Genomic DNA, 22,097 nt, shown 5'->3' with positions numbered 1-22,097 from the left:
GGCCTCATCCCTCGGCTTCCAGCAGCGCGGCAAGGCCGCTGCGGTAATCGGGGTAACGCAGGCGCACGCCCAGATCGCGCTTGATCCGGTCGTTCCGCACCCGCTTGCTGTCGGCGTAGAAGGACCGCGCCATGGGCGACATCAGGGGCGCGGCCTCGTCGAAATCGACCGTTGGCGGGACGGGCAGGCCCAGCAGGCGCGCGGCATGTTCGATCACGTCCTGCGGCGGGGCGGGGTCGTCGTCGCAGACATTGTAGATGCCCCCCGGCTGCGGCGCGTTGATCGAGGCCAGAAGCACCTGCGCGATATCCTCGACATGGATGCGCGAAAAGACCTGACCGGGCTTGACGATCCGGCGCGCGGTGCCGGCCCTGACCTTTTCGAAGGGGCCGCGACCGGGGCCATAGATCCCCGCCAGCCGGAAGATGTGCAGGGGCAAGTCATGATCGCGCGCCAAGGCTTGCCACGCGGCCTCGGCGCGGATGCGGGCCTGACCGCGCGGGCCTGACCCGTCCAGAACGCTGTCCTCATCGACCCAACCGCCCTGACGGTCGCCATAAACGCCGGTGGTGGACAGATAGCCCAGCCAGCGCAGCCGCGCGCGGGCCAGATCGTCGGCGAACTCGGCCAGAACCGGGTCGCCCTGTGGCCCCGGTGCGGCCGAGATCAGCACCGCATCGGCCCGCGCCAGCGTCGCGCGCAGCGCGTCCTCTTGACCCGGCCAGAGCAGTGGCTCTGCGCCGCTGGCCGCCACGCGAGCCGGATCGCTGCGCGTCGTGCCGGTGACGCGCCAGCCCTGCGATATCAGCAGGGGTGTCAGCGCGGCCGCCGAATAACCATGTCCGAATACCAGCATTTCCATGACGGGACCGTAACCCGGCACGCCGCGCTGCGCCAGACGCCTTGCCTGACCGCCCGGCTGCTGGCAGTTTTGCGCGATGAACAAGGACAGCCCGATGACGATGAACACCCGTTTCCTGCCGGTCGAGACCCCCGAGCCGCTGCCCAGAGCCTCTTTCACCGATCCGCAAGAGGCGGTCGCGCGGCTGCGCGCGCTTTACGATCAGGCCACGGGGTTCCTGGTGCAGCATTTCACCGCTGTCCTGGGTGGACAGAAGCCTCGCGCCCGCTATCGCGCCTATTACCCCGAGGTGCGGCTGACCGTGCCAAACCACGCCAAGATCGACAGCCGCCTGTCCTTTGGCCACGTGGTGGGCCCCGGCAGCTATGTGGCGACGATCACCCGGCCGGACCTGTTCGGCAATTACCTGACCGAGCAGCTTTCGCTGCTGATCCGCAATCACGGCGTTCCGGTGACCATCGGCGCCAGCGACACGCCGATCCCGGTCCATTTCGCCGTGGCCGCCCAGACCGATCTGGCCGTCCCGCAAGAGGGCGTGCTGGATTTCAGCCTGCGCGACGTGTTCGATGTGCCGGATTTGAACACGGTCAACGACGACATCGTGAACGGCGTCGCAGGCCCCATGCCTGATGGCAGCCAGCATCTGGCGGCCTTCACCGCACAGCGCATCGATTATTCGCTGGCGCGGCTTGCGCATTACACGGCGACCCTGCCCGAGCATTTCCAGAACTTTGTCCTGTTCACCAACTACCAGTTCTATGTGGACGAGTTCGAAGCCTATGCCCGCCGCGCGCTGGCCGATCCGGCGCTGGGCTATACGGGCTTCGTTGCGCCGGGCAATCAGTGCATCACCGACCCGGACGCGCCCATTGCGGTGCTGCCCAAGATGCCGCAGATGCCAGCCTATCACCTGACACGACCGAACGGGCAGGGGATCACGCTGGTCAATATCGGGGTGGGTCCGTCCAACGCCAAGACCGCGACCGACCACATCGCGGTGCTGCGCCCCCATGCCTGGCTGATGGTCGGCCATTGCGCGGGGTTGCGCAACAGCCAGAGCCTGGGCGACTTCGTGCTGGCCCATGCCTATCTGCGCGAGGATCACGTTCTGGACGACGATCTGCCGGTCTGGGTGCCCATCCCCGCCCTGGCCGAGGTGCAGGTGGCCCTGCAGGAAGCCGTAGCCGAGGTCACGCAGCTGGAAGGCTACGAGCTGAAGCGCATCATGCGGACCGGAACCGTGGCCACGATCGACAACCGTAACTGGGAATTGCGCGACCAGTCCGGCCCGGTTCACCGGCTGTCGCTGTCTCGCGCGGTCGCGCTGGACATGGAAAGCGCGACCATTGCGGCCAACGGCTTTCGCTTTCGCGTGCCTTACGGGACGCTTCTCTGCGTCAGCGACAAGCCGCTGCATGGCGAGCTGAAGCTGCCAGGCATGGCGACCGATTTCTACCGCACCCAGGTCGCCAGCCACCTGCTGATCGGCATCCGGGCGATGGAGAAGCTGCGTGACATGCCACTGGAGCGGATTCACTCGCGCAAATTGCGGTCCTTCAGTGAAACGGCGTTCCTCTGAGGGTGTGGTGACGACGACAAGACGCCGGTTTTCGCGCATCGGGCGAAAAACGCTTGATCTGCCCGGAAAAACCGTGTGTAGCAGACGATATGCCGCGAAAGGCGCTAATTGTGGCCCGGTGGAACAGGGCAAGAGGAGACAGAAACATGGCTACGGCTTCTGCCAAACCGATGACCAAGACCCAGCTGGTCGCAACCCTGGCCGAGGAAATGGGCTCGGACAAGAAATCGGCCGCCGCCGCGCTGGACGCGCTGGTCGCCGTCGTGACCCGCGAAGTGTCGGCCGGTGGTGCCGTGACCCTGCCCGGCATCGGCAAGATCGCCTGCCGCGCCCGTCCCGAGCGTCAGGTCCGCAATCCGCAGACCCAGGAAATGATGACCAAGCCCGCCGACAAGCAGGTGCGCGTGACCATCGCCAAGGCTCTGAAGGACAGCGTGAATAGCTGATCCACAGCCACGCGCTGAAGACTGGGGTCGTGCCACAGGGCGCGGCCCTTTTGCTTTGTGACTTCACGAGGCCGTGACGCTCTGCTAGCCCTTGTTGCAGCATGTGCAAGAGGGGCCGGTTCATGGACATTCGCGCGATCCTGATGGGTCTGGGCTTTGCCATTATCTGGGCTTCGGCCTTCACCTCGACGCGGATGATCGTGACGGATGCGCCGCCCCTGATGGCGCTGTCGCTGCGTTTCGCCCTGTCGGGCGGCATCGGCATCCTGATCGCGCTGGCCATGGGTCAGACCTGGCGCGGTCTGAACGCGCGGCAATGGCGGGCGGTGATCGTCCTGGGCCTGTGCCAGAATGCGCTTTACCTTGGCCTCAATTGGGTGGCCATGCAGTGGATCGAGGCGGGGCTGGCCTCGATCATCGCGGCGACGATGCCGCTGATGGTGGGCGCGCTTGGCTGGGCACTGCTGGGCGAGAGGCTGCGTCCGATGGGGATTGTCGGGCTGGCTCTGGGCGTGCTGGGCGTGGCCATCATCATGGGCGCGCGGCTGGATGGCGGCAGCAACCTGGCGGGTATTCTGATGTGCTTCGGCGCCGCCCTGGCGCTGGCCGTGGCCACGCTGACCGTGCGGGGCGCCAGTTCGGGCGGCAACGTGATGATGATCGTGGGCCTGCAGATGCTGGTCGGGTCCGTCACGCTTGGCATGATCGCGCCCTTCTTCGAGACATGGCAGGTCAACTGGTCGCCGCGCCTGGTCTGGGCATTTCTTTACACCGTCATCGCGCCGGGGCTGCTGGCCACCTGGATCTGGTTCCTGCTGGTCGGCCGCATCGGCGCGGTCCGCGCCGCGACCTTCCACTTTCTGACGCCGTTCTTCGGGGTCGCCATCGCGGCGCTGTTTCTGGGTGAGGCGCTTGGCGCGGGCGACGTGCTGGGTGTGGCGATCATCATGGCGGGCATCCTGATGGTGCAATTGTCCAAGGCGCAACCGGTCAAGCGGCCTCTGCCCAGCTGAGGCGGAACGCGGGCGCCGATGTCGCGTTGATTTCGCGAAAATGCTTGCCATCTTGCATCCATGCGCGCCGATCAGATCCTGCACCCGACCGAGGCCGGGCTTTACTGCCCGCCCGGCGATTTCCATATCGACCCGGTGCGCCCGGTGCCGCGCGCGCTGATCACGCATGGGCATGGCGACCACGCTCGCGCGGGCCATGGCGCCGTTCTGGCCACCGCTCAGACGTTGGACATCATGGCAATCCGCTATGGTGCGGATTTTACCGGCAGCCGCCAGGTCGCCCAGGGCGTCATCCGCATCGACGGTGTCAGCGTCAGCTTTCACCCCGCGGGGCATATCCTTGGCTCGGCCCAGATCGCGGTCATGCCCGACCGCGGTCCGAAGATTGTCGTTTCGGGCGATTACTGCCGCGCCCCGAACCCGATCTGCGCGCCCTACGAGCCCGTGCCCTGCGACATCTTCGTGACCGAGGCGACCTTCGGCCTGCCTGTCTTTCGCCATCCCGATCCGCTGTCCGAAATGGCCCGCCTGCGCGCCAGCATGGCCGAATTTCCCGAGCGCCCGCATCTGATCGGCGCCTATGCGCTTGGCAAGGCGCAGCGCGTCATCGCGCTGGCACGTCAGGCCGGGATCGACGGGCCTATCGCCATTCACGGCGCGCTTGAGCGGCTCTGCCGGTTCCACGTGGAACAGGGCATCGACCTTGGCCCCCTGGTCCCGGCGACGGCCGACCGCGTGGATGCGCAGTTGGTCATCGCCCCGCCATCGGCTTTTGCCAGTGCCTGGGTGCAGCGTTTCCGCGACCCGGTGATCGGCTTTGCCTCGGGCTGGATGGCGGTGCGCGCCCGCGCCCGCCAGCGCGGTGTGGAACTGCCGCTGGTCATCAGCGACCATGTGGATTGGCCGCAGGTCACGCAGACCATCCGCGAACTGAACCCCGCAGAGGTCTGGATCACCCACGGCACCGAGGACGGGCTGTTGCGCTGGTGCGAGATCGAGGGCCGCACCGCCCGCCCCCTGCGCCTGGTCGGCTACGAGGACGAGCCGGAATGAGAGCCTTTGCGCGTCTTCTGGAGCGGCTCGCCTTCACGGCGGCGCGTAATGCCAAGCTGCGATTGCTGCGGCATTACCTGGAACAGACGCCCGACCCGGATCGCGGCTATGCGCTGGCGGCGCTGACCGGCGATCTGAAGCTGCGCGCGGTGACGCCGGGCCTGTTGCGCGGGCTGATGGCCGACCGGATCGACGCGCAGCTTTTCGCGCTGTCCTACGATTTCGTGGGTGATCTGGCCGAGACGATTGCGCTGCTCTGGCAGGGTGATGGCGACGAGGACGTTCCGCTGCACCAGGCGGTTGCGGTCCTGCGCGATACGGGCCGGGCGGCGCTGCCCGGCGCCATCGCGGCGATGCTGGACCGGCTGGGGCCATCGCAGCGCCTGGCCTTCCTGAAGCTGGCTACGGGCAACATGCGCGTGGGTCTTTCGGCGCGGATGGCCCGGATGGCACTGGCCGAGATGGGCGCGCCCGAGGTCAGGGATATCGAGGAAATCTGGCACGGCCTGACCCCCCCCTATCAGCCGCTTTTCGACTGGATCGCGGGGGGCGAGCGCCCGGAACAGGCCGCCCGCGCGCCCTTCCGTCCGGTCATGCTGTCCACGCCCGTCGATCTGGACCAACTTCGCGCGCTGGACCCAGCCGACCATGTCGCCGAGTGGAAATGGGACGGAATCCGGGTCCAGGCGATCAATGACGGCGGGACGCGCAGGCTCTATTCCCGCACGGGCGAGGATCTGGGTCAAGCCTTCCCCGACCTGCTGGAGGCGCTGAATTTCGACGGCGCGCTGGACGGGGAACTGCTGGTCCGCCGCGTTGGCGCTCTGGGCAGTTTCGGCGACCTGCAACAGCGTCTGAACCGCAAGACCGTCACCCGCGCCCTGCTGGACAGCCACCCTGCCGCGCTGCGCGTCTATGATGCGATGATCTGGCAGGGCGCCGACCTGCGCGACCGGCCCTTGCAGGACCGCCGCGCGCTGCTGGAGGATGCCGATTTCGGCAGCGACCGGATCGACCTTTCGCCGCTGCTGCCCTTCAGCACGTGGGACGATCTGGCCGCCTTGCGGGCCAATCCTCCCGACCCGGTGATCGAGGGCGTGATGATCAAGCGCCGCGACTCGACCTATGTCGGCGGTCGCCCGCGCGGGCCGTGGTTCAAGTGGAAGCGTGATCCGATGGTGGTGGATGCGGTCATGCTCTACGCACAGCGCGGCCATGGCAAGCGCTCGGGGTTCTACAGCGATTTCACCTTTGGGCTGTGGGATGGGCCCGATCTGGTGCCGGTCGGCAAGGCCTATTTCGGCTTCACCGATGAGGAATTGCGCCAGCTTGACCGCTTCGTGCGCCAGAACACGGTGGACCGCTTCGGCCCGGTCCGCGCGGTCGCGCCTCGGCTGGTGCTGGAAATAGCGTTCGAGGGCCTGAACGCTTCGGCGCGTCACAAATCGGGCCTGGCCATGCGTTTTCCCCGCATCAATCGCATCCGGTGGGACAAGCCCGCAGCCGAGGCCGACCGGCTGGACAGCCTGAGGGCGCTGATCCCGTGACCCTGCCCCCCGCCTTTCAGGACTGGTTCGTGCGTCAGGGCTGGCAGCCCCACCCGCATCAGCTTGCGCTGCTTGAGGCCACCGGCGACAGCCTGCTGATCGCGCCGACCGGGGGCGGCAAGACGCTGGCAGGCTTTCTGCCCTCGCTGGTCGATCTGACCGTGCCGCATCGGGGGATGCACACGCTCTATGTTTCGCCCCTCAAGGCCCTGACGGCGGATATCGCGCGCAATCTGGCGCGGCCCGTGGCTGATCTGGGTCTTCAGATCCGCATCGAGGACCGCACTGGCGACACCCGCCCCGCGCAGCGCGCCCGCCAACGCGTCGATCCGCCCGACATCCTGCTGACCACGCCGGAATCGCTGGCGCTGATGCTGTCCTACGAACAGGCGCCCCTGATCTTTGGCGGGCTCAGGCGCGTCGTGCTGGACGAATTGCACGCTCTGGCCGAAAGCCGGCGGGGCGATCAGCTGATGCTGGCGCTGGCCCGATTGCGGAGCCTTGCGCCGCATCTGGTCGTCACCGGCCTTTCGGCCACGGTCGAGGATCCCGCCGCGCTGGCCCGATTCATGGGGGGCGCGCAGGTGATCCATGCCGATCCCGGCCCCGATCCCGACATCGCCATGCTGGACACGGCCAAGCCGCCGCCCTGGTCCGGCGCGGGCGGGCATTACGCCATTCCCGACGTGCTGAAGGCCGTGGCCGAGGCGACGACGACGATCATCTTCATCAACACCCGCGCACAGGCCGAGCTGTTCTTTCACGCGCTCTGGGCGGCGAACGACCAGAACCTGCCGATCGGCTTGCATCACGGCAGCCTCTCGCGCGAGGCGCGCGAACGGGTCGAGGCCGCGATGGCCGCCGGCGCGCTGCGCGCCGTGGTGGCGACGGGGTCGCTGGACCTGGGCATCGACTGGGGCGCGGTCGATCTGGTCATCCAGGTCGGCGCACCGCGCAACGTCAAGCGGCTGGTCCAGCGGATCGGGCGGGCGAATCATCGCTACAACGCTCCCAGCCGGGCCCGGATCGTGCCCGCCAACCGGTTCGAGGTCGTGGAATGTGTCGCGGCCCTCCAGGCTGTGGCCGAACGCGACCTTGACGGCGATCCGCGCGGACCGGGGCCGCTGGATGTGCTCTGCCAGCATATCCTGCTGACCGCCTGCGCGGGGCCCTTCGATGCGGATGCGCTTTACGCCGAGGTCACGCGCTCGGGGCCCTATGCCGGACTCAGCCGCGCGGATTTCGACGCCTGCCTGGATTTCGCGGCCACGGGCGGCTATGCGCTGCGGGCTTATGACCGCTGGCAGCGGCTGATGCAGCGCGACGGGCTGTGGCGGCTGCGCGATCCGCGCGCGGCGCGCGACATCCGCATGAATATCGGCACCATCATCGAGGCCGGGATGCTCAAGGTCCGGCTTCGGGGGCGGGGTGGCGCGCCTTTGGGCGAGGTCGAGGAAAGCTTTGCCGCGACCCTCCTGCCGGGTGACACCTTCCTGATCGGCGGCCAGACCGTGCGCTATGACGGCCTGCGCGATATGGTCGTCGAAGTGACGAAACAGCCTTCGAAAGAGCCGCGCATCGCGGTGTTCTCGGGGCTGAAACTGGCGACATCGACGCAGTTGTCGCGACGGGTGCAGGCGCTGATCGGCGATCCTGACGCCCATGCCGCGCTGCCCCAGACCTGTCGCGACTGGCTGGCGTTACAGGCGCGCGTCAGCGCCCTGCCGCGCGCGGGTGTGCTGGTCAGCGAGACCTTTCCCCATCGGGGCCGCTGGCAATTCGTGCTCTATGGCTTTGCCGGGCGGAACGCGCTGCAGACGCTTGGCCTGTTGATGACCCGGCTGATGGAAGATGCCGGGCTTGGCCCCCTGGGCTTTCTGGCCACCGATTATGCGCTGTTGATCTGGTCTCTGGACCCGGTCACCGATCCCGCGCCCCTGCTGGACCCGGTCGGCCTGCGCGAGGGGCTGGGCGAGTGGCTGGCGGGCAATGCGGTGATGAAGCGCAGTTTCCGCAACGTGGCCATTGTCGCGGGCCTGATCCAGCGGAACCTGCCCGGCCAGCGCAAGACCGGCAAGCAGGCGACCTTCTCCAGCGACATCCTCTATGACACGCTTCGGAAATACGATCCCGATCATCTGCTGCTGCGGATCACCGCCGACGAGGCGCGGCGGGGCCTTGTGGATTTCGACCGGATCGAGGAGATGCTGGCCCGGTCGCCCGGCCGCGATCACCGTATGCTGGACAGGGTCTCGCCCTTGGCGGCGCCCCTGCTGCTGGAGGTCGGCCGGGTGCCGATCGCCGGGCAGGGTCGCGAAAGGCTGGCCGAAGCCGAGGCGGCGGCCCTGATGGCAGAGGCAGGCTTGACATGACGGATTACGGTTTCGACTTCGGCGGACAGAGGCTGTTTGCGCGCCCGTCCGGGGCGCTCTATTGGCCCGCGCGGCGCTGGCTGATCCTGGCTGACCTGCATCTGGGCAAGTCCGAGCGCATGGCGCGGCGCGGGGGCGCGCTGCTGCCTCCGTATGAAACCCGCGCCACGCTGGACCGCCTTGAAGCCGAGATCGCGGCCACCGATCCACGCACCGTGGTCAGCCTGGGCGACGGCTTCGACGATGACGCGGCGGGGCGCGGGCTGAATGACGACAACTGCGTCCGCCTGGTCGCCATGGCCGCGGGGCGGCGCTGGATCTGGGTGGCGGGCAATCACGATCCGGGCCGGATCTGCCCGCGCCTGCCCGGCGAAAACCTGGATCAGGTCCGCGACGGCCTGACCCTGCGGCACGAGGCCCTGCCAGGCCATGGTCCTGACATTTCGGGGCATTTCCATCCCTGTATCCGCCTGGCGGGCCAGCGGCGGCGCTGTTTTCTGGTGGGGCGCGACCACCTGATCCTGCCGGCCTTCGGCACCTATACGGGCGGGCTCGAGGTCACAGACCGTGCCCTGGCCGCGCTGGTCCCCGAGGGGCTGGCCATTGTCTGCGCAGCGCGTGCCCTTGCCGTGCCCGTGGGCCGCAACTCCCACAGGCGCAAGGCGTGAAAAAGGCCGACCCCACGGGGACCGGCCTTCCATCGTCATGGCATTCGCGGATCAGAAGCGGAAGTTCACGCCCAGCTTGATGTTGTTGTGGCGCGGCGTGGCCACGGTGCGCAGCACGGCGCCATCGACCGGGAAATCCACATCGGTTCTGCCATAGTCGCGATATTCATAGGCCGCAAAGACCGAGGTTGTCGGGTTGATCATGCGCTCGACGCCAAAGCCTGCGGTCAGGCCCGAGGCGCTGTAGCTTTCGCTCTGCGAGCCAGCCGGGCCAGTCAGTGTGTATTCGCCGCTCATGCGGGTGACGCCGAAGGTGCCGAAGAACAGCGTCTGCGGGTCGATCGCATAGCCGGTCTTGGCGACCAGGGCGATGGTGTTCTTCACGCGGCTTTCGGCATTGCCGGGCACGCCGTCCACGACGAAATCTCCGTCATCCTTGACCGAACCGCCCTCGATGGCCAGTTCGGGACCAAAGACCCAACGGTCGCGCTGCCAGCGATAGCCGACATGCAGGCCAGCCGTCGGACCCGACACGCGCAGGCGCGTCAGGTCGGTTTCGCGGCCGGTCTGCACACCGTCCTCGCGCAGCGCAAGGCCGACGCGGTCATTACCGCGGAACGAATAGCCCAGCGAGCCGCCGGCATAGGCGCCTTCCCAGGCACCGATTTCGGCGACTGGCGCGACGACCGGAGCCGGCTCGACGATGGGCGCGACGACGCCACCGGCCAGAGCCGCGGTCGAGCCGAAGGCGACCGATGTGGCAAGAGCGGCAAGGACGGTTTTGATTTTCATGGAGAACCCCTTGGACAATACGGCCGCACGAATGCGGGACAACTGCGGAAACATCGCCGAAAGATTAACGCCGTTTTCCCCCCGGAGGCAAACGAAACCTCAGCCGATCCGCGCCACGACCGCGGCCTTCAGAACGCGCCCGTGTGATTTGGGCAACAAATGCGCAAGGTTAGGCTAAGTATCCAGGTTCTCGACGCTGAGAGCGTTCTGCTGGATGAATTCGCGGCGGGGTTCGACCACGTCACCCATCAGCTTGGTGAACAGATCCTCGGCTTCGGCCAGATCCTCGATTCGCACCTGCAACATGGTGCGCGCCGCCGGATCCAGGGTGGTTTCCCAGAGCTGTTCGGGGTTCATCTCGCCCAGACCCTTGTAGCGTTGCAGCGACAGGCCCTTTTCCCCTTCCAGGAAGATCGCCTGCAGCAGGCTCAGCGGTCCGTGGATTGCCTGTTCGCGATCCTTGCGGATCAGCCTGGCCGATTGGCCATAGACCTCTTGCAGGCTGGCGGTCATCTCGCCCAGGCGACGGCTTTCGCCGCTGCGCAGCATCTGACCGTCAAGGCTGCGGTTCTCCTCGACCCCGCGCAGGGTGCGCGACAGACGGATGCCGCCATCTTGCGTTGGGCGGCCCTGCCAGCCGCGCTCGTATTCGGCGGCGATCATGTCGAGACGGGCAGCGATCGCATCGGCCACGCCCTGCGCATCCTCGTCCACCCGGCCCGGCACCAGCGCCCCCGCGATGGCGGCCTGTTCGGTGATATGGGGCGGGTAATGCGTGGGGTAGGCGCGCAGATAGCGGCGGGCGGTGCGGGCCTCGTCCACCACGCGCGCAAGGTCGTTGCCGGTGATCTCCTCACCCGAGGCAAGGCGCAGGCTGGCGCCCTCGATCCCCTGCTGGACCAGATAATCCTCCAGCGCGGCCTCGTTTTTCAGATAGACCTCGGACCGGCCGCGTCCGACCTTATAGAGCGGCGGCTGCGCGATATAGAGATGGCCAGCTTCGATCAGTTCGGGCATCTGCCGGAAGAAGAAGGTCAGCAGCAGCGTGCGGATATGCGCGCCGTCCACGTCGGCGTCGGTCATGATGACGATCTTGTGATAGCGCAGCTTCTTCAGGTCGAACTCGTCGCGACCGATCCCGGTGCCAAGCGCGGTGATCAGCGTGCCGATCTGGTCACTGGACAGCATCCGGTCGAACCGCGCGCGCTCCACGTTCAGGATCTTGCCGCGCAGGGGCAGCACGGCCTGGTTCTGGCGCGACCGGCCCTGCTTGGCCGAACCGCCGGCCGAGTCACCCTCGACAATGAACAATTCGCTCAGCGCAGGATCCTTTTCCTGGCAATCGGCCAGCTTGCCGGGCAGCGAGGCCACATCCATCGCGGTCTTGCGCCGCGTCAGCTCGCGCGCGCGGCGTGCGGCCTCGCGGGCCAAGGCCGCCTCGATGATCTTGCCGACGATCTGCCGGGCTTCGTTCGGGTTTTCCTCGAACCATTCGGCCAGCTTTTCGTTCACCAACCCCTCGACCGCAGGGCGCACCTCGGACGAGACCAGCTTGTCCTTGGTCTGGCTGGAGAATTTCGGGTCGGGCACCTTCACCGACAGCACACAGGTCAGCCCCTCGCGCGCGTCGTCGCCGGTGAAATCGACCTTTTCCTTTTTCGCAATGCCGCTGTCCTGCGCGTATTTGCCGATGACACGGGTCAGCGCGCCCCGAAAGCCTGCCAGGTGGGTGCCGCCGTCGCGTTGCGGGATATTGTTGGTAAAGGGCAGCACGGTCTCGTGGTAGCTGTCATTCCACCACATCGCGACCTCGACCCCGATGCCGCCCCTCTCGCCGGTGATGAAGATCGGCTCGGGCATGATCGCGGTCTTCGAGCGGTCGAGATATTTCACGAATTCCCGGACGCCGCCTTCGTAGAACAATTCGGTCTTCTGGATCTCGGCGTGACGCTCGTCCTCCAGGATGATGCGGACGCCGCTGTTCAGAAAGGCCAGTTCGCGCAGGCGGTTTTCCAGAGTCTTGAAACTGTAGTCCAGGTTGCTGAAGGTGCCGTTCGGGTCGGTCTGCTTGCTCGAGGCCAGAAAGCGCACCTCGGTCCCCGACTGGCCGGGCGCATCGCCCACCACCCGCAGATGCTCGACCGTGTCGCCCTTTTCAAAGCGGGCGTAATATTCCTTGCCGTTGCGCCAGATTCGCAACTCCAGCCAGTCCGAGAGCGCGTTTACCACCGACACGCCCACGCCGTGCAGACCGCCCGAGACCTTGTAGCTGTTCTGGTCGAACTTGCCGCCCGCGTGAAGCTGGGTCATGATGACCTCGGCCGCGCTGACCCCCTCGGTCGGGTGCATGTCCACCGGGATGCCGCGGCCATTGTCGCGCACGCTGACGCTGTTGTCGGCATGGATCTTGACGCGCACGAAATCGGCATGTCCGGCCAGCGCCTCGTCGATGCCATTATCGACGACTTCATAGACCATGTGATGCAGGCCCGATCCGTCATCGGTATCGCCGATATACATGCCGGGCCTTTTGCGCACAGCTTCCAGGCCCTTGAGAACCTTGATGGAATCGGCGCCATATTCGACAGGCTGGGATGCGGCTTGGCTCATGCGTCAGGTTTCCTGTAAATCCTGTCCCGATATAGCCACCTGCCAAGGCAAAGTCACGCGATCACGGGGTTTTTCCCGTCACCCCGCAATTCGCTGCCCTTCGGACGGGATGGATCCGGCCCAGTCAGGCGTCCCGCAGGCCCTGCACCATGATCGCCACAAGGACGCCTGCCCAGAGTCTTGGCGCATCGAAGCCCAAGGTCATTCCGTTTCCTCGGTTGCGACGGATGCGCCGTCCTCGCGGTGCACCGCCAGGCGTCGCGCCCGGCTGCCCATCGCCTCGAACAATTCGGCCCCCGTGCCGCTCAGCAAGCTCTGTGCGGGAAGCGCGCAGATCAGGTCGTAAAGCGCCGCGCGGCGGTCGGCGTCAAGATGCGCTGCGACCTCGTCCAGCAGCAGCAGGACAGGCTGATCCGCCAAAGCCCGTGCATTGGCCAGGATCAGCGACAGCAGCAGCGCCTTCTGTTCCCCGGTCGAGGACAGGGCGGCGGGCATGTCCTGCGGCCCCCAGCTTGCGCCCAGATCGGCGCGATGCGGCCCCGTCAGCGTGCGCCCCGCCGCCAGATCGCGCCCCCGCATCGAGGCCAGGCGTGCCGCGATGCTGGCGGGGTCGGAATCGTCGGCAAAGCCCTCGCCTGGCATCAGCACCAGCCGCGCGGCAGGAAAGTCGCCGCCCTGCTGATGCGCCATGATGGCGGCCAGCGCCTTCAGGCGGTTGCGCGTGATTGCGCCGCCTGCCTCGGCCATCTGCGATTCCAGCGCGCGATACCAGCCGGGATCGCCGATCTGGTCGCGCAAGAGACGATTCCGTTCGCGCATCGCCTTGTCATAGGCCAGCGACAGATCGGCGTGATCGGGCATCAGCGACAGCGTGATCCGGTCCAGAAAGCGGCGCCGTCCCTCGGGCGTGTCGGTCCACAGCCGGTCCATCGCCGGCACCAGCCAGATGACACGCAGCAGCCGCGCCAGAGCGGTTTGTGGCACGGGCTTGTCGTCCAGCAGGACAATGCGCGGCTGGCCGGGCAGGGCACCCGTCTCGACCGCGCGTCCATCGGCCCTCGCACGGATGCGCCAGCCTGCATCCAGTCCCTGCCGCGCCTGTTCGGGCGCGGGCGCGCCCCGCAAGCCCCGACCGGGCGCCAGCATCGAGACGGCTTCAAGGATATTCGTCTTGCCCGAGCCGTTCGGCCCGAAGATCGCCACGGGCCGCGCGTCCAGCGACAGGTCCAGCCGCCTCCAGGACCGGAACTGCGCCAGAGACAGGCGCGACAGCGTCACACGCGCATCGGCATGACGACATAGACCGCGCTGTCGTCGCTGCCTTCGCGGATCAACGCGGCATCGCCGGGGCCGTTGAACAGAAAGACCGCATTGTCGCGATCGACCTGAGCCGCGATTTCTTGCAGATACTTGGCGTTGAAGCCGATTTCCAGCGCGTCGTCGGCATAGGCCACGATCAGTTCCTCTTCGGCGGCGCCCGCATCGGGGGCGTTCACCGAAAGGATCAGCCGGTCCTGATCCAGCGACAGCTTGACGGCGCGCGAGCGTTCGCTGCTGACGGTGGCCACACGATCCACGGCGCGGGCGAAATCGGTCGCGTCCACCTCCAGCTTGCGCTGGTTGGCCGTGGGGATGACGCGGCTGTAATCGGGGAAGGTGCCGTCGATCACCTTCGAGGTCAGGGTGATCTCGGCGGTGGCGAAGCGGACCTTGGTCTCGCTGACCGAGACGGCGATATCGGCATCGTCGTCATCCAGCAGCTTGCGCAGTTCGGCCACGGTCTTGCGCGGCACGATCACGCCGGGCATCTCTTCGGCGCCGACAGGCAGAGGGGCGTCGATGCGGGCCAGGCGGTGCCCGTCGGTCGCCACGCAGCGCAGCATCGGGCCGGCCTCGGTCTGGGCCACATGCATATAGACGCCGTTCAGGTAATAACGCGTCTCTTCGGTCGAAATGGCAAATTTCGACTTGTCGAACAGACGTTTGAGCAGCCCGGCCTTGGCCTTGAAATTGGCGCTGTATTCGCTGCTGGCCATCACGGGGAAATCTTCGCGTGGCAGGGTCGCCAGGCTGAAGGACGACCGTCCGGCCTGCACCGACAGCCGGCCCGAGGCATCGTCGTTGCTGATCTGGACCAGCGCACCATCAGGCAGCTTGCGGGCGATCTCGTTCAGCATGACGGCGCTGACGGTGGTGGCGCCGGGGCGGTCCACCTGGGCCATGGCGCGGTCCACGACCTCGGTGTCCAGATCGGTGGCGCGGAAGCTGACGCCCTCGGGCCTGGCTTCGATCAGAACATTGGCCAGGATCGGGATGGTGTTGCGGCGCTCGACGACGGACTGGGCCTGAGACACGGCCTTGACCAGAACGGCACGTTCGATGGCGAATTTCATCAGCTTCCCCTGTCCCTTTGGCCCTGCGGCCATGCGTCGGACCTGATCTTTAGCGGTCCGGCGAAGCGGTCACAAGATTTTCGTGATCAGGCTTCCAGCATCCGCTTGAGCACGGCGATATCCTCGGCCAGGCTGCTGTCCTCGGCGATCAGTTCCTCGACCTTGCGCACGCCGTGCATGATCGTGGTGTGATCGCGCCCGCCGAAGCGGCGGCCGATCTCGGGCAGGGACCGGCTGGTCATCTGCTTGGACAGATACATGGCGATCTGGCGCGGGCGCGCGACATTGCGGGCGCGCTTGGGACCGATCATGTCGGCCAGGCGGATGTTGTAATGCTCGGCCACCTTGCGCTGGATGTCGTCGATCGAGACCTTGCGGTCATTCGTGCGCAGAATGTCGGTCAGGCATTCCTGCGCGACCTCCAGCGTGATCTCGCGGCGCAGCAGGCTGGCATGGGCAAAGAGCCGCTGCAGCGCGCCTTCCAGCACGCGGACGTTGGTGCTGATCCGGTGGGCCAGGAATTCCAGCACGCCCGCGCCGATTTCCAGGTCGGGATGCTGGGCGCGGAACACCTCGGTCTTGGATTGCAGGATGCCCAGGCGCAGTTCATAGGTCGTGGGATGCAGGTCCACGATCAGCCCGCAGGACAGGCGCGACTTGATGCGTTCCTCAAGGCCCTTGATCTCGGCCGGGGCGCGGTCGGCGGAAATGACGATCTGCTTGCCCTGATCGACCAAGGCATTGAAGGTGTGGAAGAACTCTTCCTGCGTGCTGTCCTTGCCGGCGATGAACTGCACGTCATCGACCATCAGCATGTTCACATTGCGGAACATGCTCTTGAAATCCATGATCGCGCTTTCGCGCAGCGCCTGCACGAAGCGATACATGAACTGTTCGGCCGAGAGATACAGAACCTGCGCCGAAGGGTGGCGGAATTGATACTCATGGGCGATGGCGTGCATCAGATGCGTCTTGCCCAGACCCACGCCGCCATAGAGAAACAGTGGGTTGAAGCCCACCGGCCCGCCCTCGGCCACGCGGCGGGCGGCGGCATGGGCCAGCTCGTTGGGCTTGCCCACGATGAAATTGGCGAAGGTGTAGCGCGGATCCAGCGGCGCGCCCAGATCCGCGCGCGGTGCGCGGGTGGTGGGCGCGGGCGCAGCCTCTGCGGTCGAGATCGGGGCCGACTGTGCCGAGGGGCGGGCTGCCTGAGCAACCTCGAACCGCAGGCGCTCGACCTCGGCGCCGGCGCGGTTCAGCACGGCGACGATATCCTTGGCGAAATGGCGGTTCACCCAGTCCGAGATGAAGCGCGTCGGGCTGGCAAGCCGCGCGGCGCCATCCTCGATGCCGGTCAGACGCAGAGGCTTGATCCAGTGGTTGTAGTTGTTCGGCCCCACGCTCTGCTCAAGCTCGGCGCACGCCGCCACCCAGATCCTGTCCATCATCCGACCCTTAGCCCCATACCTGTCCCCGAAACCTGCGATTGATCCGCAGGCCCTTGCGAATGTCCCCGGGGTGCGAAACGAAAAAGCCGACCCGATCGGCCCAATGGCCGATTGCCGGGGCAAAGCCCGTTCCCTTCACAAGCACTGGAACGTCGATAACCGGTGGCAGCCGGCAATCAACGGCCCGAGAGCAGCAAATGCATGTTGCATTGCAACCGGCCGCTTTTCCGACGTGATGCCGGACAGCCGACCCATCCCCCAAGGCGACGTGAATCGCAGGAGGGAAACTAGCCCCAGCCTGCGCCTCGCTGCAACCGAACTATGCGCTTGACAGGCCCGACTCGCGCGCGAATCTGCAAGGCCGTTGACTCTGCTGACAATTTCCCGAGCCGTCTGTTTCTGAACGATTTATCGGCAATGTGGCCGGTCGCGCAGGCAAAAAGGGCGCGCATATGGATGCGCGCCCCATGGATGGTCGGCGACCCGCAAGGGCCGGATTTTCAATGTCCTGTGGCTGATGGCGCGATGTGCGATCAGCTGGCCGACAGGGCCTTCACACGGGCAGCCAGGCGCGAGATCTTGCGCGCGGCAGTGTTCTTGTGGACGACGCCCTTGGTCACACCCCGCATCAGCTCGGGCTGGGCGTTCTGCAGAGCCAGCTTCGCCGCATCGGCATCACCCGAGGCGATCGCGGCCTCGACCTTGCGCAGGAAGGTGCGGATGCGCGAGCGGCGGGCCTTGTTGATGTTGGTGCGGCGCTCGATCTGGCGGGCGCGTTTCTTGGACTGGGGCGTATTGGCCATGATCCTGGTTCCTTGCGGTCTTTTCTTGCGTTTCGGTTGCACAAAAGCCCCAAGGCGCCACCCCGATCGGGGATAGCCATGATTCTTGCCTAAGCGGGCCCACGCGCATGTGACGCAGGCCTATAGGGCAGGCGCGCCGAAAAGGAAAGCCCCCGATCGGCACAAGAACGCCCTAGCGGTCGCGGAACTGCGCCTCGCGCTTTTCCAGAAAGGCGGCCATGCCCTCTTTCTGGTCCTCGGTGGCAAACAGCGCGTGAAAGGCGCGGCGCTCGAACAGAAGGCCCTCGCGCAGGGTCGTCTCGTAGGCGCGATTCACGGCCTCCTTGACTGTGCGGGCGGCGATCCGGGACTTTTCGGCGATCTTGCGGGCGGCGGCCATCGCCTCGGGAATCAGCTTGGCGGTCGGCACGACGCGGCTGACAAGGCCCGCGCGTTCGGCTTCGGCCGCGTCCATGAAGCGGCCGGTCAGGTTCATGTCCATCGCCTTGGACTTGCCGATCAGCCGCGTCAGGCGCTGCGTGCCGCCAATGCCCGCGACGACGCCCAGATTGATCTCGGGCTGGCCGAACTTGGCGTTCTCGGCGGCGATGATGAAATCGCAGACCATCGCCAATTCGCAGCCGCCGCCAAGCGCATAGCCGCTGACGGCGGCGATGATCGGCTTGCGGACACGGCTGATCGCGTCGATCTGGGGGCCGAACAGATCCTCGTCATAGACATCGACGAAGGTTTTCCTGGACATTTCCTTGATGTCGGCGCCCGCGGCAAAGGCCTTTTCGCTGCCGGTCAGCACGATGCAGCGGACCTTGTCGTTGCGGTCGGCCTCGGTCACGGCCTGCGACAGCTCTGCCAGAAGGGTCGAGTTCAGCGCGTTCAGCGCCTCGGGACGGTTCAGCCGGATCAGGGCGACCTCATCCTCGATCTCGACGATGATGGTTTCGTAAGCCATGGCCTTGGACCTCGTTGACAATGTCAGTGGCGCGGACCCTAGCAGGTCAGGGGTCGGAAATCCAAGACCTCAACGCTGGCAGCCCGGGCAGTAGAAGCTGGAGCGCCCCGATTGGACGATCCGCGCCACCTGCCCGCCGCAGCCCGGACGCAGGCAGGGCTGGCCCGCGCGGCCATAGACGCGGAAATTGTGCTGGAAATAGCCCAGTTCTCCGCTGGCCTGCCGGTGATCGCGCAGGGACGAGCCGCCGGCCTGGATCGCCTCGGCCAGAACGTCGCGGATATGGCCGACCAGCGATTGGATGCGCGCAGGCCCGATCCGGCCCGCTGCGCGCCGAGGGTCGATCCCCGCCCGCCAGAGGGATTCGCTGACATAGATGTTGCCCAGCCCGGCCACGATGCGCTGATCCAGCAGCGCCTGCTTGACCGGCACGCGCCGCCCGGCAAGGACCGCGCGCAGATAGGCCGCGTCAAAGACCGGATCGAAGGGTTCCGGCCCCAGATGATCCAGAAGCGGATGGGCCTGCCCCTCGCGGATCAGGTCCACCATGCCGAAGCGGCGCGCGTCGTTGAAGGTGATGGTCGTCCCCGCCTCCGTCACCAGCACGACATGATCGTGGCGCGCATGGATGGCCGGGTCGCGGTGAAACTGGCCGGGCGCCGCGCCCTCGACCAGCATCCGGCCCGACATGCCCAGATGCCACAGGACGCTGCCGCCGCGGTCCAGATCGGCCAGCAGATATTTCGACCGCCGCCGCAGCGCCACCACGGTCGCGCCGGTCAGCACCTGCACCAGATCGGGCGGCAGCGGCCAGCGCAGATCGGGGCGGCGCGCCTCGGCGCGGGTGATGCGGGCACCCTCCAGATGAGGGGCCAGGCCGCGGCGGACTGTCTCGACCTCTGGCAGTTCTGGCAATTCCGTCCCTTTCGTCGCATTGTGCCTGCCGCGTGCCCCGGCCATTGTGCCGGGCGCGGGCCGGGCATATCTGGCAACGCAACGGGGAAACGGCAAGCGCATGACCGACAGCAGACAGACCCATTTCGGTTTCCGGACCGTGGACGAGGATCAGAAGGCCCGGATGGTCCATGGCGTCTTTTCGTCCGTGGCCTCGCGCTATGATCTGATGAACGACCTGATGAGCGCGGGGATTCACCGGCTGTGGAAGGCTGCGCTGATCGACTGGCTTGCGCCGCGCGACGGCCAGCACCTGCTGGATGTGGCGGGCGGGACGGGCGATGTGGCCTTCCGCTTCCTGGACCGGGCACCGGGCGCGCGTGTCACCGTCTGCGACATGACCGAACAGATGCTGGTCGAGGGCCGCAAACGCGCCGAGGCCATGGAAAAGGCCGACCGGCTGGCCTGGGTCACGGGCGATGCGATGGCGCTGCCCTTCGCCGATGACAGCTTTGACCGTTACACGATCAGCTTCGGCATCCGCAACGTCACCCGCATCCCGGACGCCCTGGCCGAGGCCTACCGCGTCCTGCGCCCCGGCGGGCGGCTGATGGTGCTGGAATTCAGCCAGATCCCGGTTCCGGCCGCGCAATGGGCCTATGACCGCTACAGTTTCAACATCATCCCGGCCATGGGTCAGGCGGTGACGGGCGACCGCGACAGCTATCAATACCTGGTCGAATCGATCCGCAGATTCCCCGATCAGGAGAGCTTTGCCCAGATGATCCGCGAGGCGGGCTTTGGCCGCGTGCAATGGCGCAACCTGTCGCTTGGCATTGCGGCAATCCATTCCGGCTGGAAGCTGTAGCCTGATGCGCGGTCCTCACCAGATATGGCGCCTGATCCGCACCGGCGCCACGTTCGAGCGCACCGGCGCGATGGCCGCGGTGCTGGACGCGGTGGACGCGCCGATCCGGCTGCGGGTCGCCGCCCGCGTCCTGGGATGGCCCTTCCGCTGGCTTGGCTACAAGGGCGATCCGACCCTGCCGCCGATCACGCGAGCGATTACCGCGCTTGGACCGGCCTATATCAAGTTCGGGCAGATTCTCTCGACTCGCGCCGATGTGGTCGGGCCGGAACTGGCGGGACAGTTGCGGATGTTGCAGGATCGCCTGCCACCTTTCCCGACCGCCATCGCCAAGGCCGTGATCGAGGCCGAATTGCGCGCCCCGGTCGATGAGCTTTTCAGCGAGTTTTCCGATCCCGTCGCCGCCGCCTCGATCGCGCAGGTCCACCGCGCCCGTGTGCGCAGCACGGGCCGCGAAGTCGCCGTCAAGGTCGTGCGTCCCGGCATCGGCGCGGCCTTCAAGCGCGACATCGACGCCTTTCATTTCGGCGCGCGGCTGATCGAACTTCTGTCTCCCGGCACCCGTCGCCTGCGCCCGCGCGATGTGGTCAGCCATTTCGAGCAGACCGTCACGGCCGAGCAGGACTTGCGGCTCGAAGCCGCCGCCGCTTCGGAATTCGCCGAGAACACGGCGCAGGATGCGGGTTTTCGGGTGCCGCTGCCGCATTGGTCGCTGTCGAGCCGCCGCGTGATGACCGCAGACTGGGCCGAGGGCCTGCCGATGGGCGACCGCGAGGCGCTGATCGCGGCGGGTCACGACACGCGCGATCTGGCGCGGCGGGTGATCCAGCTGTTTCTGTCGCACGCGCTGCGCGACGGCTTCTTTCACGCCGACATGCATCACGGCAACCTGAAGGTAGCCGCGAATGGCGACATCATCGCCTATGATTTCGGTATCATGGGCGAGATCGACGACTATACCCGCCGCGTCTATGCCCAGATCCTCTATGGCTTCATCCAGCGTGATTACCGCATGGTCGCCCGCGTCCATTTCGAGGCGGGCTATGTCCCTCGCGACCGCGACGAGGCGGCCTTTGCCCGCGCCCTACGGGCCGTGGGCGAGCCGATCTTCGGCGCCGATGCCAGCCGCATCAGCATGGGCAACCTGCTGGCCTACCTGTTCGAGGTGACGGAACGTTTCGGGATGCCCACCCGGACCGAACTGATCCTGTTGCAGCGCACCATGGTCGTGGTCGAGGGCGTGGCCAGGTCCATCGACCCGCAACTGAACATCTGGCAGGCCGCAAAGCCCGTCGTGTCGGATTACATCAAGGCCAGCATCGGACCCAGGGCCGCGATCGGCGATATGGGCCAGATCGTGCAGACCATCGGGCGCTATGGGCCGCTTCTGCCGCGCATCGTGGAACAGGCGCTGTGGGAACGCGCCCATCCCGAACAGGCCGCCGCTGCGCGCACCCCGCGCCGCCGGTCGGGATGGGATCTGGCGGTGATCGCAGCGCTGGCGCTGGCGGCGGGGCTGGGGATCGGACTGTCGCTTTAGGCTCCAGGCTCATTGATTGTCAAAGCCGGAACAGGACGGTAGCGGCGAGGGTGACGGCAGAGAGGAACCCCCTGGGGCACCTGTCGTAGCGGGTGGCGATGCGGCGCCAGTCCTTGAGCCTGCCGAACATGATCTCGATCCGGTTGCGGCGTTTGTAGCGGCGTCGGTCGTAGCGGACAGCCCTTCCTCGGGACTTCCGACCTGGGATGCAAGGCTTTATCCCCTTGTCTTTCAACGCTTCCCGGAACCAGTCGGCATCA

19 protein-coding genes are annotated in these 22,097 nt (G+C 66.6%); 9 read left to right on the top strand and 10 right to left on the bottom strand.

The features are described 5' to 3' along the window. Positions 1-4: 4 nt before the first annotated feature. Positions 5-862 (bottom strand): SDR family oxidoreductase, encoded by an 858-nt coding sequence (locus KY389_RS01160; protein ID WP_219829017.1) that lies wholly within the window; start codon positions 860-862, stop codon positions 5-7. 94 nt (positions 863-956) lie between these two features. Here KY389_RS01160 and KY389_RS01155 point away from each other — a divergent pair, with 94 nt between their 5' ends. From KY389_RS01155 to pdeM, 7 genes are all read left to right on the top strand, one after another. Further along, the gene (locus tag KY389_RS01155) at positions 957-2,441 is read left to right on the top strand and encodes an AMP nucleosidase (protein ID WP_425517131.1); all 1,485 of its coding nucleotides are present in this window, start codon (positions 957-959) and stop codon (positions 2,439-2,441) included. A gap of 146 nt (positions 2,442-2,587) precedes the next feature. After that, on the top strand, positions 2,588-2,887 hold the full coding sequence (locus tag KY389_RS01150) for an HU family DNA-binding protein (RefSeq protein ID WP_219828890.1): 300 nt from the start codon (positions 2,588-2,590) through the stop codon (positions 2,885-2,887). Positions 2,888-3,009: 122 nt separating this feature from the next. Further along, on the top strand, positions 3,010-3,900 hold the full coding sequence (locus tag KY389_RS01145; RefSeq protein WP_219828889.1) for a DMT family transporter: 891 nt from the start codon (positions 3,010-3,012) through the stop codon (positions 3,898-3,900). A gap of 60 nt (positions 3,901-3,960) precedes the next feature. After that, the gene (locus KY389_RS01140; protein WP_219828888.1) at positions 3,961-4,953 is read left to right on the top strand and encodes a ligase-associated DNA damage response exonuclease; all 993 of its coding nucleotides are present in this window, start codon (positions 3,961-3,963) and stop codon (positions 4,951-4,953) included. After that, positions 4,950-6,500 carry a cisplatin damage response ATP-dependent DNA ligase gene (locus KY389_RS01135; protein ID WP_219828887.1) on the top strand — a complete coding sequence of 517 codons (1,551 nt, stop codon included), beginning with the start codon at positions 4,950-4,952 and terminating at the stop codon, positions 6,498-6,500. The genes KY389_RS01140 and KY389_RS01135 overlap by 4 nt, the downstream gene beginning before the upstream one ends. After that, the gene (locus KY389_RS01130; protein WP_219828886.1) at positions 6,497-8,872 is read left to right on the top strand and encodes a ligase-associated DNA damage response DEXH box helicase; all 2,376 of its coding nucleotides are present in this window, start codon (positions 6,497-6,499) and stop codon (positions 8,870-8,872) included. Before KY389_RS01135 ends, KY389_RS01130 begins: the two co-directional genes overlap by 4 nt. Continuing rightward, positions 8,869-9,540, top strand: coding sequence for a ligase-associated DNA damage response endonuclease PdeM (gene pdeM, locus KY389_RS01125; RefSeq protein ID WP_219828885.1), 672 nt, complete (start codon positions 8,869-8,871; stop codon positions 9,538-9,540). Before KY389_RS01130 ends, pdeM begins: the two co-directional genes overlap by 4 nt. A 51-nt stretch (positions 9,541-9,591) precedes the next feature. Here pdeM and KY389_RS01120 read toward each other — a convergent pair whose 3' ends face one another. From KY389_RS01120 to mutM, 8 genes are all read right to left on the bottom strand, one after another. Further along, positions 9,592-10,332 (bottom strand): outer membrane protein, encoded by a 741-nt coding sequence (locus KY389_RS01120; RefSeq protein WP_219828884.1) that lies wholly within the window; start codon positions 10,330-10,332, stop codon positions 9,592-9,594. Between the two features lie 174 nt (positions 10,333-10,506). Further along, positions 10,507-12,942 carry a DNA topoisomerase (ATP-hydrolyzing) subunit B gene (gyrB, locus tag KY389_RS01115; protein ID WP_219828883.1) on the bottom strand — a complete coding sequence of 812 codons (2,436 nt, stop codon included), beginning with the start codon at positions 12,940-12,942 and terminating at the stop codon, positions 10,507-10,509. Between the two features lie 201 nt (positions 12,943-13,143). Then, the gene (gene recF / locus KY389_RS01110; RefSeq protein ID WP_219828882.1) at positions 13,144-14,220 is read right to left on the bottom strand and encodes a DNA replication/repair protein RecF; all 1,077 of its coding nucleotides are present in this window, start codon (positions 14,218-14,220) and stop codon (positions 13,144-13,146) included. Then, positions 14,217-15,335, bottom strand: a complete 1,119-nt coding sequence (dnaN, locus tag KY389_RS01105; protein WP_219828881.1) for a DNA polymerase III subunit beta — start codon at positions 15,333-15,335, stop codon at positions 14,217-14,219. Before dnaN ends, recF begins: the two co-directional genes overlap by 4 nt. Before the next feature lie 86 nt (positions 15,336-15,421). Continuing rightward, complete coding sequence (gene dnaA / locus KY389_RS01100) at positions 15,422-16,783, bottom strand: chromosomal replication initiator protein DnaA (protein ID WP_425517130.1); 1,362 nt, start codon at positions 16,781-16,783, stop codon at positions 15,422-15,424. A gap of 533 nt (positions 16,784-17,316) precedes the next feature. Further along, positions 17,317-17,586: a 30S ribosomal protein S20 gene (gene rpsT / locus KY389_RS01095; protein WP_219828879.1), complete on the bottom strand. Its 270-nt coding sequence runs from the start codon at positions 17,584-17,586 to the stop codon at positions 17,317-17,319. 172 nt (positions 17,587-17,758) lie between these two features. After that, positions 17,759-18,535 (bottom strand): enoyl-CoA hydratase, encoded by a 777-nt coding sequence (locus KY389_RS01090; RefSeq protein ID WP_219828878.1) that lies wholly within the window; start codon positions 18,533-18,535, stop codon positions 17,759-17,761. A gap of 69 nt (positions 18,536-18,604) precedes the next feature. Next, positions 18,605-19,450 (bottom strand): bifunctional DNA-formamidopyrimidine glycosylase/DNA-(apurinic or apyrimidinic site) lyase, encoded by an 846-nt coding sequence (mutM, locus tag KY389_RS01085; RefSeq protein WP_219828877.1) that lies wholly within the window; start codon positions 19,448-19,450, stop codon positions 18,605-18,607. Between the two features lie 100 nt (positions 19,451-19,550). Here mutM and ubiE point away from each other — a divergent pair, with 100 nt between their 5' ends. Together ubiE and ubiB are read left to right on the top strand one after the other, a co-directional pair. Further along, complete coding sequence (gene ubiE / locus KY389_RS01080; protein ID WP_219828876.1) at positions 19,551-20,297, top strand: bifunctional demethylmenaquinone methyltransferase/2-methoxy-6-polyprenyl-1,4-benzoquinol methylase UbiE; 747 nt, start codon at positions 19,551-19,553, stop codon at positions 20,295-20,297. Between the two features lie 4 nt (positions 20,298-20,301). Continuing rightward, entirely contained in the window at positions 20,302-21,837 is a 1,536-nt protein-coding gene (ubiB, locus tag KY389_RS01075; RefSeq protein WP_219828875.1) for a 2-polyprenylphenol 6-hydroxylase, read from the top strand. Positions 21,838-21,856: 19 nt separating this feature from the next. On the opposite strand, the gene KY389_RS01070 is transcribed toward ubiB, so the two are convergent. Further along, positions 21,857-22,097: transposase (locus KY389_RS01070; RefSeq protein ID WP_219828874.1), on the bottom strand; the 241-nt coding region annotated here is incomplete at its 5' end.

The organism is Paracoccus bogoriensis, from assembly GCF_019431455.1.
GTDB lineage: Bacteria > Pseudomonadota > Alphaproteobacteria > Rhodobacterales > Rhodobacteraceae > Paracoccus > Paracoccus bogoriensis.
Note: the sequence above shows the minus strand (reverse complement) of the source record. Positions and strands in the feature narration are given on the sequence as shown.

Coding starts and splice junctions, on each gene's coding strand:
- KY389_RS01160 (WP_219829017.1), bottom strand. CDS start 862: ATGGAAATGCTGGTATTCGGACATGGTTATTCGGCGGCCGCGCTGACA.
- KY389_RS01155 (WP_425517131.1), top strand. CDS start 957: ATGACGATGAACACCCGTTTCCTGCCGGTCGAGACCCCCGAGCCGCTG.
- KY389_RS01150 (WP_219828890.1), top strand. CDS start 2,588: ATGGCTACGGCTTCTGCCAAACCGATGACCAAGACCCAGCTGGTCGCA.
- KY389_RS01145 (WP_219828889.1), top strand. CDS start 3,010: ATGGACATTCGCGCGATCCTGATGGGTCTGGGCTTTGCCATTATCTGG.
- KY389_RS01140 (WP_219828888.1), top strand. CDS start 3,961: ATGCGCGCCGATCAGATCCTGCACCCGACCGAGGCCGGGCTTTACTGC.
- KY389_RS01135 (WP_219828887.1), top strand. CDS start 4,950: ATGAGAGCCTTTGCGCGTCTTCTGGAGCGGCTCGCCTTCACGGCGGCG.
- pdeM (WP_219828885.1), top strand. CDS start 8,869: ATGACGGATTACGGTTTCGACTTCGGCGGACAGAGGCTGTTTGCGCGC.
- KY389_RS01120 (WP_219828884.1), bottom strand. CDS start 10,332: ATGAAAATCAAAACCGTCCTTGCCGCTCTTGCCACATCGGTCGCCTTC.
- gyrB (WP_219828883.1), bottom strand. CDS start 12,942: ATGAGCCAAGCCGCATCCCAGCCTGTCGAATATGGCGCCGATTCCATC.
- dnaN (WP_219828881.1), bottom strand. CDS start 15,335: ATGAAATTCGCCATCGAACGTGCCGTTCTGGTCAAGGCCGTGTCTCAG.
- dnaA (WP_425517130.1), bottom strand. CDS start 16,783: ATGATGGACAGGATCTGGGTGGCGGCGTGCGCCGAGCTTGAGCAGAGC.
- rpsT (WP_219828879.1), bottom strand. CDS start 17,586: ATGGCCAATACGCCCCAGTCCAAGAAACGCGCCCGCCAGATCGAGCGC.
- KY389_RS01090 (WP_219828878.1), bottom strand. CDS start 18,535: ATGGCTTACGAAACCATCATCGTCGAGATCGAGGATGAGGTCGCCCTG.
- ubiE (WP_219828876.1), top strand. CDS start 19,551: ATGACCGACAGCAGACAGACCCATTTCGGTTTCCGGACCGTGGACGAG.
- ubiB (WP_219828875.1), top strand. CDS start 20,302: ATGCGCGGTCCTCACCAGATATGGCGCCTGATCCGCACCGGCGCCACG.